Genomic DNA, 16827 nt, shown 5'->3' with positions numbered 1-16827 from the left:
TCGGAGTCCACAATGACGCATACTTCCGACATCATGCGGCCGCCTAAAGACCTGATCGACGCACTCAGGGAGATCGGCGCCGCGACGGTGGCCGGCACGCTTGGCCACATGGGCTTCCGCAATCCGCACATGGTCGGTCCGGTGGCGCAAAACCACGGGAAGTCGATCGTCGGGCCGGCGCTGACGCTGCAGTTTCTGCCGCAGCGACCGGACCTCTTCACCGAGGGAGAATATGCCGATCCGGAGACGCAACTGCACCGGCACGTGCTCTATCACGCGCAGGAGGGCGATGTGGTCGTGGTCGACGCGCGCGGCGACATGAGCTCAGGCGTCTTCGGCGATATGATGTCGACCTATTTCAAGGGCAGGGGTGGGGCGGGTATCGTCATCGACGGATGCATGCGCGACCGGCCCAATGTCGAAAAGCTCGACCTGCCCCTATGGCTGCGCGGCTGGACGCCAAACTATCATGTGCAGACCAGCATCTATCCCAATGCCGTCAACGTCCCGATTGCCTGCGGCGGTGTCACGGTGATCCCCGGCGACATCATCGTCGCCGACGACGACGGCGTGGTGGTGCTTCCCGTCGTAATGGCCCCGAAGGTGATCGAAGAATCACAGAAGCATCACGATTGGGAGGAGTTCTCGCGAGCGAAGCTCATGGAGGGCGGGCCGTTGCAACGCTACTATCCGTTGCATGACGATGCCCGCGGGGAGTACGAGGAGTGGCGCAAAACAAACCGCCCCGAGAACCCGAGTTAGTCAGCAGGCCTTGGCGATCAGTTTTGCCAGGCAATCGGCAGCCTCAGTCCCCGGCACGCCAAGATCTCTGACACTGTCCATGTGGTTGCGGTTCGGGAGCACATGCCACGTTACCAACGATCCCTGCCGCAGCAAGCTTGCTTTGAATCGATCGGCTTGCTGATGGAAGGGTGGCGTCTCATTGGCTCCGACCAGAACCGTCGTCCTGGTTTGAGGATCATGCCGACAAGCGAGAGGTGTGAACATGGCGACTTCCTCGTCGGTGATTCCAATCTCGTTGGCGAGAAAGGAATCCTGGAGCGGCTTCAAATCATAGAGCCCGCTCAACAGAAGGGCTGCCCTCACATTCGAGGGGGTATGCTCTCCCTCGAACAGAAACGTTGCAAGATGTGCTCCTGCCGAATGACCACTGACAGTCAGGGCCATCGGGTTTCCACCATGATCGGCGATTTTGGCCAGGACCCACTGCTTGGCGCGGCGCACCTGGTCGACGATCGTCGCCATTCTGACCTTGGGCATCAGAGCGTAATCAAGGATGACGGCAATAGCCCCGGCCTGGGTAATCGTCGTCGCCATGTATGAATAATCGCACTTGGAGAACATTCTCCAGTAGCCGCCATGGACAAAGATGTGCACCGGCAGGGCCGTTCTTTTGCCCGCGGGGAAGAACAGGTCCATGGTTTCGGTCGGATCCGGTCCGTAGGCCACGTCCGCGGTCATCGCAATAGTGGCGCGGGCGGCCTCGCTGCGATCAACGAAGTCCTGCACGATTTCGTCAAATTCCGCGACGTGGTCGCGGATGCGAAAGGGGTCGCCTTGCATTCTTCTGCTCACATGCTGATGGCGAGGTATTTCGCCTCCATGAATTCCGCAATGCCGTGATGCTGCCCTCCCTCGCGGCCGAGCCCGCTCTGCTTGACGCCGCCGAAGGGGGCTGCCGGATCGGACATCAGCCCGCGGTTCAGAGCGATCATCCCGGCCTCGATCCGGGAGGCCACCCGCATGCCACGCGCCAGATCGCGCGTGTATATGTAGGCAGCAAGCCCATACTCAGTGTCATTGGCGCGCGCGATGACCTCGGCCTCGGTTTCGAAGCTGGAGATTGGCGCCACCGGCCCGAATATTTCCTCATGCGCCATCTTTGCCTCGCCTGGCACGTCGCGAAGCACTGTCGGAGGGTAGAAGAAGCCACGTCCGGCCAGGACTGAGCCGCCGCACATGACCCGCGCGCCGCGTGCGATCGCGTCGATGACAAGGCGGTCTATCTTCTCGACCGCCTTTTTCGTGATCATTGGCCCGCATTCCGTGTCCGGATCAGTGCCAGGGCCGACCTTGAGCGACGACATCCGCTTCTCGAGGCCATCCAAGAAGGCTTCGTAGATGCCGGATTGCACGTAGAGGCGGTTCGCGGCCGTGCAGGCCTCGCCGGCGTTGCGCATCTTGGCCACCATTGCACCATCGAGCGCCGCTTCGAGATCGGCGTCGTCGAACACAATGAACGGTGCGTTGCCGCCGAGTTCCATCGAACACGAAACCACATGCTTGGCAGCTTCTGCCAGCAGAGCGCGACCCACACCCGTCGAGCCGGTGAAGGAGAGTTTGCGCACCCGCGGATCGGCCAACATGGCGGCTGTCAAAGGCCCGGGACTGGAGGTTGTCAGGACGTTGACAACCCCCGGCGGAACGCCTGCGTCCTGGTAGAGCGCGGCGAGCGCGTAGGCCGTTAGGGGTGTCTCGCTGGCCGGCTTCAGGATCACCGTACATCCAGCGGCAAGTGCCGGCGCGATCTTGCGCGTCGCCATTGCGGCAGGAAAATTCCAGGGCGTGATCAGGACGCAGATGCCGATCGGTTCGTAGTCGACCACGATGCGGTTGGTGCCGGAAGGCGCAGTACCGAATTCACCGGTAATGCGAACCGCCTCCTCGGCATTCCAACGGAAAAACTCCGCGGCGTAAGCGATCTCGCCTCGGGCATCCCGCAGGGCCTTGCCATTTTCCAATGCGATGAGAGTAGCCAGCGCTTCCGATCGTTCCGTCATCAGTTCAAAGCAGCGTCGGAGGATCTCGGAGCGCTTTCGCGGCGACGTTGTCCGCCAGCCATGGGCTGCCTTGGCAGCGGCGTCAACGGCGGCGGCCGCGTCCTCTAAGGTCGCATCGGGTACGGCAGCGATGATGGCTTCCGTCGAGGGATCGATGACCTGAATTACCCTGCCATCCGCGGACTGCCGCCATTGGCCGTCGATATAGAGCCCCTGCGAGATTGTGTGGAAGTCGCTGACGCCCTGATCATCCGACAGAACCTGTGAAAACGTGTTCATCTCGATATTCCCGATTGTTTACACCACGCAGCTGGCGAGGTCGCCATCAAAGGCGGCCTGGACGAGGCGTCGCATGGACCTCAAATCGAATGGCCGCGGATTATTCTTGATGAGGCGCTCGATACCGATCGCTTGTTCCGCCGTCCAATCGAGCTTGTCGGGGGGCAGCCCTAGCTCGGCCAACGAGGGGGTGATCCCGATTGCCCCAAACAGCCGACTGACCTCGCCAATAGTCGCGTCGGCCAGCTCTTCGGGCGTCCGGCCTTTTCCGTCGAGGCAGAGCGCGCTGGCGATCTCGGCCATCTCGGTCGCTGCGGCTGTTCTGTTGTACTTCATGACGTATGGCAGCATGGTGGCGACACCCAATCCGTGAGCGGTGTGGGTTATCGCGCCGACCGGGTATTGTACGGCGTGCGCTGCCGCCGTGCCGGCGGTTCCGAACGCGCAGCCGGCTGCAAGTGCGCCCATCATCACGTCGGCCCGGGCGTCCTCGTCAGAGGGCCGGCGGTATGCCGTTTCAAGGCTTCGGCCAAGCAGCTTGATCGCCAGCAGGGCGAAATGATCGGTCAAGGCGGTTTTGCCGATAAAGACATGTTTCTGCGGAAGGCCGGGATCGGTTCCGCGCCTGGCGGCGGTGAAGGCCTCGATTGCATGCGTCAGCGCATCGGCGCCTGCGATCGCCGTCAATCCCGGCGGGCATGTCATCGTCAGTTCAGGGTCGCATATGGCTGCGGCCGCGATCAGATAAGGGCTGGAGATGCCGACCTTCAGTGTGCGATCCGGATCCGAGATCACGGCAACCGGGGTCACTTCAGAGCCGGTTCCGGCTGTCGTCGGCACCGCGATCAACGGCAGCGTTGGACCGGGCACCTTGAATTCGCCGTAGTAATCCTGGAGCTGACCGCCGTGGCTGATGAGCAACGCGGCGCATTTGGCCATGTCGAGACAACTGCCGCCGCCAATGCCGATCACCATGTCGGGCGCGAACTTCCGCGCCTCCTCGACGCAGACGGCAACGGTGTCTCGGGGAACGTCGGGTAGCACTCGGTCATGCACCAGCACATCTATTGCGGCGGCTCGCAGCGCCGCGACAATCTCTGCGAACGGGCCCGTTGCGGCAAAACGTTCATCGGTGCAGACGAGCGCGCGACGCCCGAGCCTGGCTGCGACAACCGGAATGACGTGGCGTTGGCCCTTCCCGAAGAGGATTTCGCGCGGCAGCCTTATGGCAGCGTAAAGGCTCATGACCTGCATCCTGTGATGATGTCTGGAAAGGCTGCGGGCGCGGCACGTTGCTCCCGCAGGGCCACCGCTAGCGCCATTGTTTCGTCTCCTAACGGCGGCAAATGATCCTCTATTAAATCGTATATGATATAGGATTGCATTGGCCGGAGCATCGTGTTAGCAACTCAATGTGTCAAGAGGCAAAACATGCAGGCCATTAACTTACTCAATGCGGACGATACGAACCTCGGCGGCGGGCGTATCCAGCGCTCCAGCAGCCTGGTTGAGGACGTCTACGAAGCGATTTTTGCGCAACTCATGTCGCTGAAGATTGCGCCGGGTTCGCGCATCACGGTCGACAGCCTGGTCAAGGAATTCAACGTCTCCCATACGCCGATCCGCGAGGCGCTCGGCCGGCTCGAGGGCGAAGGCCTGGTGCTGAAGACGCATCTGATCGGTTACCGCGCTGCGCCGCAGATCACGAAACGACGGTTCGACGAACTCTACGAGCTTCGCCTGCTGCTAGAGCCTCATGGTGCAGCCAAGGCGGCGGTGCTCATGGATGAGGTAAAGCTCGCACAACTTCAGAAATCCGCCGGCGTCATGGCGCGCCATGAGGGCAAGGACGAGCGCCTGCGGTATTCCAACTTCGCCCGCCAGGATGCCATTTTCCATGACAAGGTCATGGAATTCGCCAACAACGAACTCGTGCGCGAGACACTGGCTCACCAGCATACCCACTTCCACATATTTCGCCTGATGTTCCATTCGCGCGTCACCGAGGAGGCGCTTGACGAGCATGAGGCCATTCTGGCCGCTTTCGCTGCGGCCGATCCTGCCGCTGCCGAGCAGGCGATGCGTCGCCATATCGAGCATTCCCGCGACCGTTTGTTGTTGGCGTTCGACTGAGACTGTCGCGGTGTCCCCGTACCCGCCATCGACGATCATCACGCAGGCCAGTGCCAACGAAGACCACTTCCCCGATTCAGCCTTCTAGAAACTCAAGCTTACCGGGCGAGTACAGGTCTCGCCCGGCCCCGTTCTCACAGGAAAGGAAGTACCATGCCAGGCAAAAAGATCCTGATGCTGACCGGTGAATTCACCGAGGAATACGAAATCTTCGTCTACCAGCAGGCTATGGAAGCGGTGGGCCACACCGTTCACGTCGTGTGCCCAGACAAAAGCGCTGGAGACCTGATCAAAACATCGCTGCACGATTTCGAGGGCGATCAGACCTACACCGAAAAGCTCGGTCACTATGCACTGATCAACAAGACCTTCTCCGACGCCGAGAAGCAGCTGGAGCAATACCACGCTGTTTACTGCGCTGGCGGTCGTGGGCCCGAATACATCCGCACGGACAAGCGCGTCCAGGCGATGGTGCGTCACTTCCACGAAAGCAAGAAGCCGATTTTCACGATCTGCCACGGCGTGCAGATCCTGATCGCGGTAGATGGGGTCGTGCGTGGCAAGAAGGTCGGCGCACTGGCGGCGTGCGAGCCGGAGGTGACGCTTGCGGGCGGCACCTATATCGACCTCTCTCCAACGGAGGCATATGTGGATGGGACGATGGTTTCGGCAAAAGGTTGGACGGCGCTTGCTGCGTTCATCCGCGAATGCCTGAAGGTGCTGGGAACCGAAATCCGCCACGCGTAGACCTTTGCTCCGACGCATCTCAAAGGGGGTGCGTCGGTCCTTGCTGCAGCGTCCGTAGCTTCTGCCGATAGTCTCCCGAGCTGATAAGCTTCCGGAAGGCACGTCCCTTACGTAGCGCAGCCATAACGGTCCCGTCGGCCCTGCGCAACTTTGTCGGTAGTCAAAGGGTGAGGGAAACCAAACTCGCATACGAGTGATCGGACAACACGTGTGGTACCTAATCCGGACAACTCATCTGCTTCCGACGCTACGAAGTCGCACCGCTGTCGGAAGTCGCACCGCTTGAGTACCCGACGTTGCTGCTTTATATGATGCGTGATGATTGATGCGCACCAGGAGGGCGACATGAGAACCACACTGGCGATCGATGACGACGTCCTGGTCGCGGCCAAGGCCATCGCCCGGCAGCAGGATCGCAGCCTCGGCGAGGTCATCACCGATCTCGCCCGGCGCTCGCTGCGCCGGCCTCAAGCCGGCGGCGAGCGCAACGGGATTCCTCTACTGTCGCCTCGGCCGGATGCACCTCCTGTCACGCTTGAGACCGTCAATGCCCTGCGAGACGACCTGCCTTGACGTTCCTGCTCGATGTCAATGTGCTGATCGCACTGATCGATCCTGGCCACGTCGCCCATGACGACGCGCATGGCTGGTTCGAACAGACCGGTAACGCCGCATGGGCTACGTGTCCCATCACCGAAAACGGCGTCCTGCGCATCGTCGGCAACCAAAGATATCCCAATTCTCCCGGCTCGCCCGCCGTCGTTGCGCAAATCGTTACCAAGTTGCGGGCTCTGCACGGGCACAGCTTCTGGCCCGACGATGTGAGCCTGGTCGGCTCGGGCGACATCGATGCAGCGAATATCCTGACCTCGGCACAGGTAACGGATACGTATCTTCTCGCGCTCGCCAAGGCGCGTGGCGGCCAACTTGCGAGCTTTGACCGCAAGCTGTCAGTGGCGGCCGTGAAGGGCGGGAAGTCTGCACTGCACCTGATTCCAACAAGGTAGACCGCCGGGCTCTTTTTGTCTGTTCTGCATCGCCGAACCGCGCAGGTTGAGATAGGCGTAGCCGCGCAGCACCATCAGGCCGGTGCGCTCAGGCGCTATGCGCTACCGTTCGTCCAAGGCCACGAGTGTCTCAACATGCCGCCCCTCTTCGATGGTTCGTCCTCCAGCTTCCAGTCAAGGTCGGGCTTGAACCGTTGCGCAGCTGCCTGCGGCTGGTACAATGCGTCGGCTTACCAAACGAAGCTGTTGTTTCTTGGCGACGAATGTTTGCTGGGTGATCCATTGCAAGACATCGGTGCTCAGGGGCGCTGGCGGTGTAGTCGCCAGTACGTTCGAGACTGGGGCCAGACAGACGCGCCGCACGTTCGTGTCCCACCTTACAACCTCTAGGACCTCGCGACATCGAGCGTATCCGGAGTGGTTCTACCCGCTGGTCCAAGATAAGCCGTTTCTGACCTTCGGCATGCCGCGGGACGTGTTCATCTCGATGGCTGGCGCGGCCGAGTTCACGCTCGGATTCGGGTTGAGATGCTCCTCCGGGCACCTCAGCTTCTTGGCCTTGACCACCCTCGGTCCAGCGTTGAAGCTGCAAGAGGCAGAAATTCGCTGTTTAGCGATTCTTGCCAGGATTCCCCAGGCCCGCGGCCCATCTGGACAGTTCGACCTCGGCCGCGATTGCCCTGTCAGCTGAAACGGTTGGCGCGGAACGTTGCAAGCATGGGGTGCGGATTGCCGGAGGCGATTTCTTTGGCAAGTAATTCGCCGACGATCAGTCCAAGCGTGGCGCCGCTGTGGCTAAAGGCGACATAAAGACCGGCGACGGTCTCGACGGAGCCAAGCACCGGCTCGCCGTCGCCGGGGATAGGCTTCGGGCCGACGGCATAGGCAGCGAGTTGGAGCCGCGGATTACCGTCGAGCACCGCACTGGCCTCGTCGAGCAGCCCTTTGATGGTCTTGTCGTGCACGGTGTAGGTGCCGTCCGAGTTGACCACGACTTCTTCCTCCGACCACGCCGAATCCAAAACAAGTGCGCCATCCGGCGTCGGGCGCACCGCCACGCGCGGCGTATTCAGCACGGCACGGAGCTCGGTCTTGGTCGGCTTAGTCTTCAAAAGAAGTGAAATCGGCGTGGCGTCGGGGACATCGACGCCGGTCTCCGCAAGCATGACAGGCGTCGCTGGCCCAACCGCAAGGACCACTGCATCCGCCTTTACCGGCGCACCGTCGACAGTGACGACGCCACGCGCGCGACCACCTGTGGCATCTATCCGCACGCGTCCAGCGTCCAGGATAAGCTTGCCGCCGCGGGAGCGGAATTCGTTGAGTAGCAGATCGATCAAGGAGGGCAGGTCGACCCATCCTTCGCCAGGATTGAAGATTGCGCCCTGCGGGGTGATTGCATTGGCATTGACGCCGGGCGTCATTGCGCCAACTTCGGCAGGGCCGAGCAAAAGCGCGTCATAACCAATTTCCTGCTCCAGCTGGCAAATGGACGCGATCTGGTTCACCTCATCATCCGCATCCCAGGTGAGGCCGCCGTCAAAGCGAAGCCACGACGCGGTTTCCGGCCTTGTGGCCGCCAAGGTCCGATAACGGTCGATGCCTGCAAGCCTCAAGCGGTGATAGGCAGTGTCGGCACGTCGCGCTGAGTTCAGCCAGGAAAGTGAACGGCCGGATGCACCGTTGGCCGGCGCGCCGTCATTGACAATGGTTACATCAAAACCAAGACGAGCGAGGTGCAGCGCGGAAGAGGTGCCGAAGATGCCTGCGCCGACAACGACGACTTGGCGCGGTTTTGCAGGTGCAGTCATAGGGAAATCCTTCTACGCAGAAGCCGGGCTGGGAGTTGTCGGATCGCTGCTGAGCGCGATGGAACTAGTAGTCCGTTAGCTTCTTCATATAGCGCCGGCCATCGAGCATCGGCCGGCCACGCAGGCCGGCCAGCTCATAGGCAAAACGCCATAGAGTGTCGAAGAAGACCAGGGGCACGAGATAGGGTTTGATGCCATCGGACATACCGCTGAGGTCGAGTTCCGCTCCATCTAGCACCAGGATGTTTTCCCGGCTGCCGTACTTGAAAAGGAAGTCGCGGGCGCGTTCCGTGAGGCGTCTCGTTTCGTCCAAGCCCAACATCACGACGAAGCCGGCATCCTTGTCCACCACCTCAAAGGGGCCATGGAAAAACTCGTTCGCGTGTATGGCCTGCGAGTCGTACCACTGCATCTCCATCAACACGCAGATGGCGTACGAATAGGCCGCGCCATAGCTGGCACCGCTGGCAAGTGTGTAGATCGCCTTGCGCGGCGCGAAACGGGGTGCAAAGGTCTGAAACCGCTCGGCATAGGTCCGGTGCGCACGCTCTATCGCCGGCTGAAGATGGCTCAGACTCATCAGCAGGTCGGCAGTTAGCTTGGCATCCTCCCGAGCATCGATCAGGCCAGCGAGCAGCATGTAGAGCACGCCGTAATTGCTGCAGGCTGAATCGATTGCTTTGCCCGTAGTGTAGGATGCCTGGTAGGCTACCGGGTGGTCGACCGCCCGCGCGAGGGGCGATATCTGGTCGAGTGTCATGGCGATTGTCGTTGCGCCTCGGTGTTTTGCATGATTGGCCGCCCGCACCGTCTCCTTGGTGGTGCCGGTCTGCGAGCAAAGGACAACGAGCGCGTCAGGTCCCAACCGTCGCGGGTCTCGGCAGACGAACTCATCCGCGTTGTAGATGTCGCAGGCGAATGTGCCGCTGTGACGGTCGACGAAGTATTTGCCTGCCATCATGATCGAGAGCGAGCCGCCGCACGCCACGAGGAATAGGTGCGAAAACTGCCTGCCCGCCGTAGCGGTCAGGGCGCGTTCCACGTCGGCGGGCAGGGCGGAAATCATGGGCTTTCTCGTCTCGTTGGCAGAACTAGGGGCCGGCGCACAATTGACAGGTGGCAGCCATTGTGCGAACGTTATCACATCCTTTAAACCGAAAGTCCTGCAATGGTCAAGATTGCCGCGATAGGCGATAACGTGGTCGATTGTTATCTTGCTCGCGACGAGATGTATCCTGGCGGAAATTGCCTCAATGTCTCGGTCTATGTCAGCCGCTTCGGCGGACGATCGGCCTATGTCGGAGCGATCGGCAAAGACCGGGCAGGGGACCTGATCCGCACTGCATTGGCGTCGGAGCGCGTGGACGTCACCCGATTACGGCGCCTTGAGGGGCCTACCGCTTACTGCCTCATAGGTCACCGCAACGCCGATCGGATTTTCCTGGACTTCGATCTCGGAGTTTCGGTGTTTACGCCGACGCAAAAAGATCTGGATTTTCTCTCGGGCTTTCAGGCCGTCCACATCGGCCAGTCCAGCGGGTTAGACCCGTGGGTTGCCGCTGTATCGAGTAAGTCCCTGCTGTCTTACGACTTTTCCACGCGGCGGACACCGAGACATCGACGCGAGATCGGGCCCTATTGCTATCTGGCTTCCGTCTCGGGTGACGGTCTCGACGACAACGAATTGGCCGCAATCGCAGCCGAACTCCTTGGATGTGGTTCAAAGTGGGTCCTTGTGACTCGTGGCCGAGCCGGCGCAGTGCTTCACAGCGACACCGTCTCTTATCGCACTGAGGCGCGGCTGGTCGAACCAGTCGACACCCTGGGCGCGGGCGACACCTTCATCGCCAGAACGCTATTCGGCCTGCTTAAGGAAGAGGCGCCTCAAGACATTCTCGGCCATGCCGCGGAGGCGGCGGCCGCTACCTGCCAGTACTACGGGGCGATCGGCCACGCGACAGCAATCGAGTTAGGAAAGATGACGCCGGAGATCCTTCGCGGAGCTCGGCACGCTCAAGACTGGAAAACCGTCTAGCAGCGAAATTCTCCGAAGCAATTGACGCGAGAAATGGACAATGCTAGTGAAATGATAACGTTCTCACCTATCTGACCAAAACGCCACCTAAGAGCGTTTTGATGGATGAGAGCGTCGAGTGGGATCGCAGGGCCGAGTTCGGCCAATCGTAAGAGGAGAAGACATGCACACCAATTTGAGCAGGCGCCAACTTGTGAAATCCGGTCTGGCGCTGACGATCGCGCTGTTGACAGGACTTGGCACGTTGGCCTCGTCAACGCAGGCAAACGCGGCCGACAACCCCTACAACCTCATCGACCCGACGGTGATCAGCGTCGGAACCATGGGCGATGCGAAACCCTATGTCTTCACCGACGCCAACGGTAACTTCACTGGCTTCGACGCCGAACTGTTCCGTGATGTGGCGCGCCGGCTCGGGTTCAAGGAGGAACAGGTCGTTTTCACCGGCCAGGAATTCTCGGCGCTGCTGCCGTCGGTTGCCAACGGCCGCTTCGACGTCGCTGTCGCGGCCATCGGCACGACCGCGGAGCGCAAGAAGACCGTGGATTTTGGCGACGGCTATCTCGCCGGCTACCTGTCGATCATTTCGGCTGATCCGGCACTGACGAGCAATGAGAGCACCGCCGGAAAGCGCATCGGCGTGATCCAGGGAACGCTGCAGGAAATCTATGCCGAGAAGAATCTGAAGGGCGACATTGTCAAATTCCCCGACAACAACACTGCGGTGGCGGCGCTGAATAACGGGACGATCGATGGCCACTTCACTGATTATGAGTCGGCCAAGCAGTATGTGGAGCGCTATAAGAACCTGAAGATAACAATGAACGTGCCGTCCTTCGATGCGCCGGCCGGGTTCGTGGTCAAGAAAGGCAACGATGCCTTCCGCGAGGCGCTCAACAAGGCGCTGCGCGAGGCCATGGACGATGGCACCTGGAAACGGCTGCATGAGAAGTGGTTCCCGGGCACTCCGATGCCCGATCAATATCTGCCCAAGAAGTAAATTCGCGCGTATTCATTTTCGTTTCCGGCCGGGCCCGTGAGCAACGGTGCCCGGCCGAGTTATAGATGGACTTGATATGAGCTGGTTCGATACCTTCGCCCGCAGCTTCCTTGATTTCCAGGCGATGGCAGAAGTTCTGCCAAACATGGTGATGGTCGGCCTCAAGAACACTTTGATCCTGGCCCTTGCCTCGACGTTTTTCGGGACGCTGATCGGTATCGTCCTCGCAGTCATGGGGATTTCGGAGAACCGGCCGCTGAAACTCCTTGCGCGGGTCTACACCGATATCTTCCGCGGGCTTCCTGCTATTGTCACGATCCTGATCATTGGCCAAGGCTTCGCGCGGTTGGGCCGAGATCTGTTCGGTCCATCGCCTTATCCGCTGGGCATTCTGGCGCTCAGCCTGATCGCCGGCGCCTATATCGGAGAGATTTTCCGCGCCGGCATCCAGAGCGTCGAGCGTGGTCAGATCGACGCCACCCGCACTCTCGGTATGACGTATGGCCAAGGCATGCGCCTGGTGGTGATCCCTCAAGGCATCCGCCGCGTCCTGCCTGCACTGGTCAACCAGTTCATTGGCAACGTCAAAGACTCCAGCCTGGTCTATTTCCTTGGTCTGCTCGCCTCCGAACGCGAACTGTTCCGCGTTGGCCAGGATCAGGCCGTGCTGACCGGCAATCTGTCGCCGCTGTTGCTGGCCGGCGTGTTCTATCTCGTGATCACGGTGCCGCTGACCCACCTCGTCAATTACATCGACGCGCGGATGCGCGTCGGCAAACGTATCACCGCTGTGCAGAGCGGCCTCAAGGAAGTCGCCGAGCTTGCCGAGGCGGTCGTGCCGGGCGCAGCGAAATTGCCCGCAGCGGCGCCCACCCGCTTCAAGGGCGGCGGCATCGAGGTCAAGAACATCGACATGGCCTACGGCGCCGTCCAGGTGCTTCATGACGTCAGTCTGAAAGTCGAGCCCGGGACCGTCACCTGCCTCGTCGGTCCGTCCGGCTCGGGCAAGTCGACCTTGCTGCGTTGCCTCAACCGCCTCGTAGAGTGTCGAGCCGGCGACATTCTGCTCGATGGCGAAAGCATCTACAAACAGACCCCTGACCAACTCCGGCGGCGCGTCGGCATGGTTTTCCAGCAGTTCAATCTGTTTCCAGACCGCAGCGCGCTCGCCAACATCACCCTGGCGCTGCGCAAAGTTAAACGCATGTCGCGCGAGGAGGCTGAGGGGGCGGCCTTAGCGAGGCTGCATGAAGTCGGACTGCTGGAGCGCAAAGACCATCGGCCGGCCAATCTCTCGGGCGGGCAACAGCAGCGGGTGGCCATCGCGCGCGCCCTGGCCCTCGAACCCGAAATTATGCTGTTCGACGAAGTCACCAGTGCGCTCGATCCGGAATTGGTCAAAGGTGTCCTGAACTTGATGGCCGACCTCGGACGGGGCGGGATGACGATGGTCGTCGTTACACACGAGATGAACTTCGCTCGCAAGGTCGCGAACCAGGTCGTATTCATGGACGAGGGGCGGATTGTCGAGGCAGGACGACCAGAGGACCTTTTCGACAATCCGCAGAGTCCACGTCTTCGGCGCTTTTTGTCAGAGGTGCTGTGATTGCAATGGTGTGCGTAACGGCGGCTGTTGCGGTGTTCGGCCTTGCGGGGCTGGCTTAACTGCCGCTAGGTCCCCGTCATGCGCGCGCGTGACGGCGGGGTTTGCCGAGTGACTCAAAGATCGTCGAAAAACGCAACTATCATAGAGGTCGCTCGCCGGGCCGGGGTGAGCTCCGCCACCGCCGGGCGTGTCCTTGGTGGCTACGGCTACAGCAGCTCCGAGGTTCAGGAGAAGGTGCGCGCCGCCGCAGCTGCGCTGGGCTATCGCCCCAATCGCCTGGCCAAAGGCCTGATCACCGGTAAGACGCAGACTATCGGAGTTGTGGTTGGCGACATCGAAAGCCCATTCTACGCCAGCGTGCTGCGCGGAATAGGGGATGTCGCGCGCCGTGGCGGCTTCGGGGTAATCGTCACGAATAGTGACGAAAATGCCGAACTCGAGCGAGAGGCGGTGCAGTTGCTGCTGGAAAAGCAGGTCGATGGGCTGATCGTCTCATCGACCTTCGTGGACGAGCCGGATCATCTTCGTGAAGCAGTCGCGGCCCGCTGCCCCGTCGTGCAGTTCGACCGTATAGTGGCGGGCCTGGAAACCGATTCAGTCGTGGTCGACAACGTTTCTGTAACGCGTAACAGCATCGCGGCCATGATCGCCGCCGGACACAGCCGCATCGGAATACTGGCGGAACTCGGGCCGGGCCACCGCGATGATGTTGGCTCCTTTGTGGCGAACGTTGATCTCTCCAGCTTCGATGTTCGCTACCATCATCCAAGCTGGCAACGATTGTTGGGTTATCTCGAAGCCCATCGTGCCGCAGGTATCGAGCCGGATCCACGGTTGATCCGCCGCGTAGCGGTCTATTCTAGCGAGGCAGCTCGCAAGGAGGCGCTCGATCTGCTGACAATGCGCAATACGCCGTCCGCTCTATTTACCGCCGATGGTGTGATGTCGACAGGCGTTCTGGAGGCGACTTCCGCACTAAGACTTGCGATTCCAGGAGACGTTTCGCTGCTTTGCTTCGACGATCTCGATTGGATGCAATTCGTGGCCCAGGGTATCACAGCCATCGCCCAGCCAGCGCATTTGATCGGGGCGGCGGCGGCGGAGCTTCTCTTGAAGAGGTTAGCGCAGGCCACGTTACCTTTCGAGCATCGTGTCCTGGCAGCCCAGATCGTGGAACGAAATTCCATTGCCGTGCATGGCCAATCGTAGGTTGGATCATCTGAGGTCCCGCAGCAGGTGCGTCGCTGACATTCAAGCTGTGGCTGTATTGACGCAAAACGGTCGTGCTTCATTCTGGAAAACATCGACAAGTTAGTTTGAAATCGCTGACCTGGAACCGACGCGCCATTTTCGGTTTAAACTGCGAACGCCAGCAGCCGGGCGGGTCCACGGGCGGAGAGGGCAGGGCGCTCGGCAAAGCAGCGGTCGAAGGCAAACGGACGACGCGCATCGCCCAGCAGTGCGGGGATCCTTTGCCGTCGGCCGGTTTTCTGAGAGCATCACAGCGTGCGCACAATCCGGGAGCCGACATTCCATGCCAACAAGAAGCGATGCTAGTAAAGCGCGCCGGTGGTTTGCCGAAGACCTGCGTGTCTCATCACCAGTCTTGCACAACCCTGCTGTCATCGAGGCCTTCGCAAAGGTTCCGCGCGAACACTACCTTGGCAACGGGCCATGGCGTATCCATTCGAGATTGAAGATCGGGGCGGTCCATACCAGCCCTTCAGCCGCACTTCATGAGATTTACCACGACGTTCTGGTCTCACTGGACGAAAAACGCGGATTAAACAGCGGTTTGCCGTCGCTTTGGGCCTTGGTTTTCGACCATGTGAACATCGCTCCCGGCCAGACCGTCCTTCAGGTAGGCGCCGGTGTCAGCTATTTCACCGCCATCCTCGCTGAACTGACGGGTTCTGAAGGACGCGTGATTGCATATGAGATCGACGAAGAACTCGCCCGGCGCGCGCAAAGCAATCTTGCTCATTATGCCCATGTCGACGTGATTTTCGGTGATGCAACGCAGGCAGTTGATCTGCCAGACCTCGATGTCGTTGTCGCCTTTGCCGGAGTGACGCACGTGCCGGAACGGTGGCTTTCAAATTTGTCCGACGCTGGCCGGATGGCGCTGCCGTTCACGGGCGAAGACCAACGAGGCTTCATGATGCTTCTGGAAAGAGCTGGCGATACATTTCCCGTACGGCCACTTGTGCCATGCGGGTTTTACCCCTGCAGCGGAGCCAGGCGCAGTGACGAAGAAAAGGCCTTGAAGGCTGCCCTCAAGGGGGCCCGAGGCAAAGTCACCGGTCTCGCGCAATATCATCGAGGCCGACCAGCAAACGGGATCGAGAACGCTTGGCTGGTGACTGAGACGTACTGGATTTCGAAGGCCTAGAGATCGACATCAATGTCGCGTGTCGCCGCCGTAGCGTGCGGCACGGCTTTCCAAGGGCGATCCATCCGTCGGGAGCAGTCCTAAGCATTGTTATTGCGTCCGAAATTTCCCCGATCCGCGCGTGGGGATTGCAGCCGCGGTCCTTGCCGGCTGCAGCGCAGGCTTCCGCTTGTCCGACGACTGACCAGACCCATCCCGTGCAGCACGATCCGCCGCCGAGACGTCTGCGACTAGCGACGCAAGTTCAGTCTCGTCGAGCGTCTCGGTCTCGAGCAGCCTGCGTGCCGCCCTTTCCAGCACGTCGCGCCGCTCGGTGAGCAGGCCGACGGTTCGTTCGAATGCGGCCGCCACAATGTCGCGGACTTCCGTGTCGATGGCATCGGCGGCGGCTTCGCCGTAATCGTGCTCGCGCGGTCCGCCGGCGAGCAGGTTTTGATCATCACCTCAATGCGATGATTGCGGGGAATGAATTTGGGATTGCTGGAATTCATGACCTGTTTGCGAAATGCCACCTCGGCTGGTACGCGTGCCAGGCGCTCGCACCACTTCCTTGACCAGGCGTCGAATGCGTTGGGCTCTTTGAACAGTTGTCGCGCCGCGCTTTTCCGGGGCGTCTGAAGGTAAGCGTGAAATCCGCACCGCCGCGAGCCATAGCTTCGAAAAGATCGCTCGCAAGCTGCAAGTCCCCCTTCGGGTTCGCTCAGCAGTTCAAGTCTTCTACTTATGCCACGGTGGAAAGTAGCCTCATAACGCGACTGGAATTGCCTCTCCGCTTCAGAGACTGCTTCATCCCCATCCCCATTCAGCAGCGGCAGCAGTGTCTCAGTGAACCGCGTCAGGTTCCATACGGCGATGTGCGGCTCGTTGACATAGGCATAGAGGCCAAATTTGATCGATCGAGCTGAATACCGCCCGAGGATCATATATGTCCATGAAGGCGCAAGGGCCGTAATCGATCGTCTCGCCGGATATCGCCATCACGCCGTGGATGAAGCCGACCAGCATCCAGCGCGCCA

General features: G+C 60.6%; 17 protein-coding genes and 1 pseudogene. 10 read left to right on the top strand and 8 right to left on the bottom strand.

Features of this window, described 5'->3' with window-relative positions; all coding sequences use genetic code 11:
- The first annotated feature begins 12 nt into the window (after window positions 1-12).
- Entirely contained in the window at window positions 13-762 is a 750-nt protein-coding gene (locus NKH83_RS28915) for a ribonuclease activity regulator RraA (RefSeq protein WP_352509053.1), read from the top strand.
- Here NKH83_RS28915 and NKH83_RS28910 read toward each other — a convergent pair whose 3' ends face one another.
- From NKH83_RS28910 to NKH83_RS28900, 3 genes are read right to left on the bottom strand one after another with little or no spacing between them, the layout of a single operon-like run.
- Complete coding sequence (locus NKH83_RS28910; protein ID WP_352808436.1) at window positions 763-1584, bottom strand: alpha/beta hydrolase; 822 nt, start codon at window positions 1582-1584, stop codon at window positions 763-765.
- An 8-nt stretch (window positions 1585-1592) separates the two neighbouring features.
- Window positions 1593-3080 (bottom strand): NAD-dependent succinate-semialdehyde dehydrogenase, encoded by a 1488-nt coding sequence (locus NKH83_RS28905; protein WP_352808434.1) that lies wholly within the window; start codon window positions 3078-3080, stop codon window positions 1593-1595.
- 18 nt (window positions 3081-3098) lie between these two features.
- A complete protein-coding gene (locus NKH83_RS28900; RefSeq protein ID WP_352808433.1) occupies window positions 3099-4325 on the bottom strand; it encodes an iron-containing alcohol dehydrogenase in 1227 nt (408 codons plus the stop codon).
- 186 nt (window positions 4326-4511) lie between these two features.
- On the opposite strand from NKH83_RS28900, the gene NKH83_RS28895 reads away from it, so the two are divergent.
- The 4 genes from NKH83_RS28895 to NKH83_RS28880 all read left to right on the top strand — a co-directional run bounded on the left by NKH83_RS28895 (window position 4512) and on the right by NKH83_RS28880 (window position 6967).
- On the top strand, window positions 4512-5213 hold the full coding sequence (locus NKH83_RS28895; protein WP_352739437.1) for a GntR family transcriptional regulator: 702 nt from the start codon (window positions 4512-4514) through the stop codon (window positions 5211-5213).
- Between the two features lie 153 nt (window positions 5214-5366).
- Window positions 5367-5960 carry a DJ-1/PfpI family protein gene (locus tag NKH83_RS28890; protein WP_254819857.1) on the top strand — a complete coding sequence of 198 codons (594 nt, stop codon included), beginning with the start codon at window positions 5367-5369 and terminating at the stop codon, window positions 5958-5960.
- A gap of 345 nt (window positions 5961-6305) precedes the next feature.
- Window positions 6306-6533, top strand: a complete 228-nt coding sequence (locus NKH83_RS28885; RefSeq protein WP_352808431.1) for a CopG family transcriptional regulator — start codon at window positions 6306-6308, stop codon at window positions 6531-6533.
- A complete protein-coding gene (locus NKH83_RS28880; RefSeq protein WP_352808430.1) occupies window positions 6530-6967 on the top strand; it encodes a TA system VapC family ribonuclease toxin in 438 nt (145 codons plus the stop codon). Before NKH83_RS28885 ends, NKH83_RS28880 begins: the two co-directional genes overlap by 4 nt.
- A 683-nt stretch (window positions 6968-7650) precedes the next feature.
- On the opposite strand, the gene NKH83_RS28875 is transcribed toward NKH83_RS28880, so the two are convergent.
- The gene (locus NKH83_RS28875; RefSeq protein WP_352808429.1) at window positions 7651-8778 is read right to left on the bottom strand and encodes an NAD(P)/FAD-dependent oxidoreductase; all 1128 of its coding nucleotides are present in this window, start codon (window positions 8776-8778) and stop codon (window positions 7651-7653) included.
- Between the two features lie 64 nt (window positions 8779-8842).
- The gene (locus tag NKH83_RS28870) at window positions 8843-9844 is read right to left on the bottom strand and encodes an SIS domain-containing protein (protein WP_352808428.1); all 1002 of its coding nucleotides are present in this window, start codon (window positions 9842-9844) and stop codon (window positions 8843-8845) included.
- 102 nt (window positions 9845-9946) lie between these two features.
- Between NKH83_RS28870 and NKH83_RS28865 the strand changes: the two genes are divergently transcribed.
- The 5 genes from NKH83_RS28865 (at window position 9947) to NKH83_RS28845 (ending at window position 15811) form a co-directional block, all read left to right on the top strand.
- Window positions 9947-10813, top strand: coding sequence for a PfkB family carbohydrate kinase (locus NKH83_RS28865; RefSeq protein ID WP_352808427.1), 867 nt, complete (start codon window positions 9947-9949; stop codon window positions 10811-10813).
- 163 nt (window positions 10814-10976) lie between these two features.
- The gene (locus NKH83_RS28860) at window positions 10977-11813 is read left to right on the top strand and encodes an ABC transporter substrate-binding protein (protein WP_352509064.1); all 837 of its coding nucleotides are present in this window, start codon (window positions 10977-10979) and stop codon (window positions 11811-11813) included.
- Window positions 11814-11889: 76 nt separating this feature from the next.
- Complete coding sequence (locus tag NKH83_RS28855; protein ID WP_352808426.1) at window positions 11890-13419, top strand: amino acid ABC transporter permease/ATP-binding protein; 1530 nt, start codon at window positions 11890-11892, stop codon at window positions 13417-13419.
- Window positions 13420-13497: 78 nt separating this feature from the next.
- Window positions 13498-14628 carry a LacI family DNA-binding transcriptional regulator gene (locus NKH83_RS28850; protein ID WP_352808425.1) on the top strand — a complete coding sequence of 377 codons (1131 nt, stop codon included), beginning with the start codon at window positions 13498-13500 and terminating at the stop codon, window positions 14626-14628.
- A gap of 325 nt (window positions 14629-14953) precedes the next feature.
- Window positions 14954-15811: a protein-L-isoaspartate O-methyltransferase family protein gene (locus NKH83_RS28845; RefSeq protein WP_352808424.1), complete on the top strand. Its 858-nt coding sequence runs from the start codon at window positions 14954-14956 to the stop codon at window positions 15809-15811.
- A 90-nt stretch (window positions 15812-15901) separates the two neighbouring features.
- Here the strand turns inward: NKH83_RS28845 and NKH83_RS28840 are convergent, their stop codons facing one another.
- The 3 genes and pseudogenes from NKH83_RS28840 to NKH83_RS28830 all read right to left on the bottom strand — a co-directional run bounded on the left by NKH83_RS28840 (window position 15902) and on the right by NKH83_RS28830 (window position 16789).
- Complete coding sequence (locus NKH83_RS28840; protein WP_502895638.1) at window positions 15902-16186, bottom strand: hypothetical protein; 285 nt, start codon at window positions 16184-16186, stop codon at window positions 15902-15904.
- A gap of 98 nt (window positions 16187-16284) precedes the next feature.
- Window positions 16285-16650, bottom strand: a pseudogene (locus NKH83_RS28835) (hypothetical protein); the annotation flags it as partial.
- Window positions 16634-16789, bottom strand: a complete 156-nt coding sequence (locus NKH83_RS28830) for a protein adenylyltransferase SelO family protein (RefSeq protein WP_352808458.1) — start codon at window positions 16787-16789, stop codon at window positions 16634-16636. The gene NKH83_RS28830 and the pseudogene NKH83_RS28835, both read right to left, overlap by 17 nt.
- Window positions 16790-16827 lie beyond the last annotated feature (38 nt).

The organism is Mesorhizobium sp. M0909, assembly GCF_040319515.1.
Taxonomy (GTDB): Bacteria; Pseudomonadota; Alphaproteobacteria; order Rhizobiales; family Rhizobiaceae; genus Mesorhizobium.
This window is presented reverse-complemented; position numbering and strand designations above follow the sequence as displayed.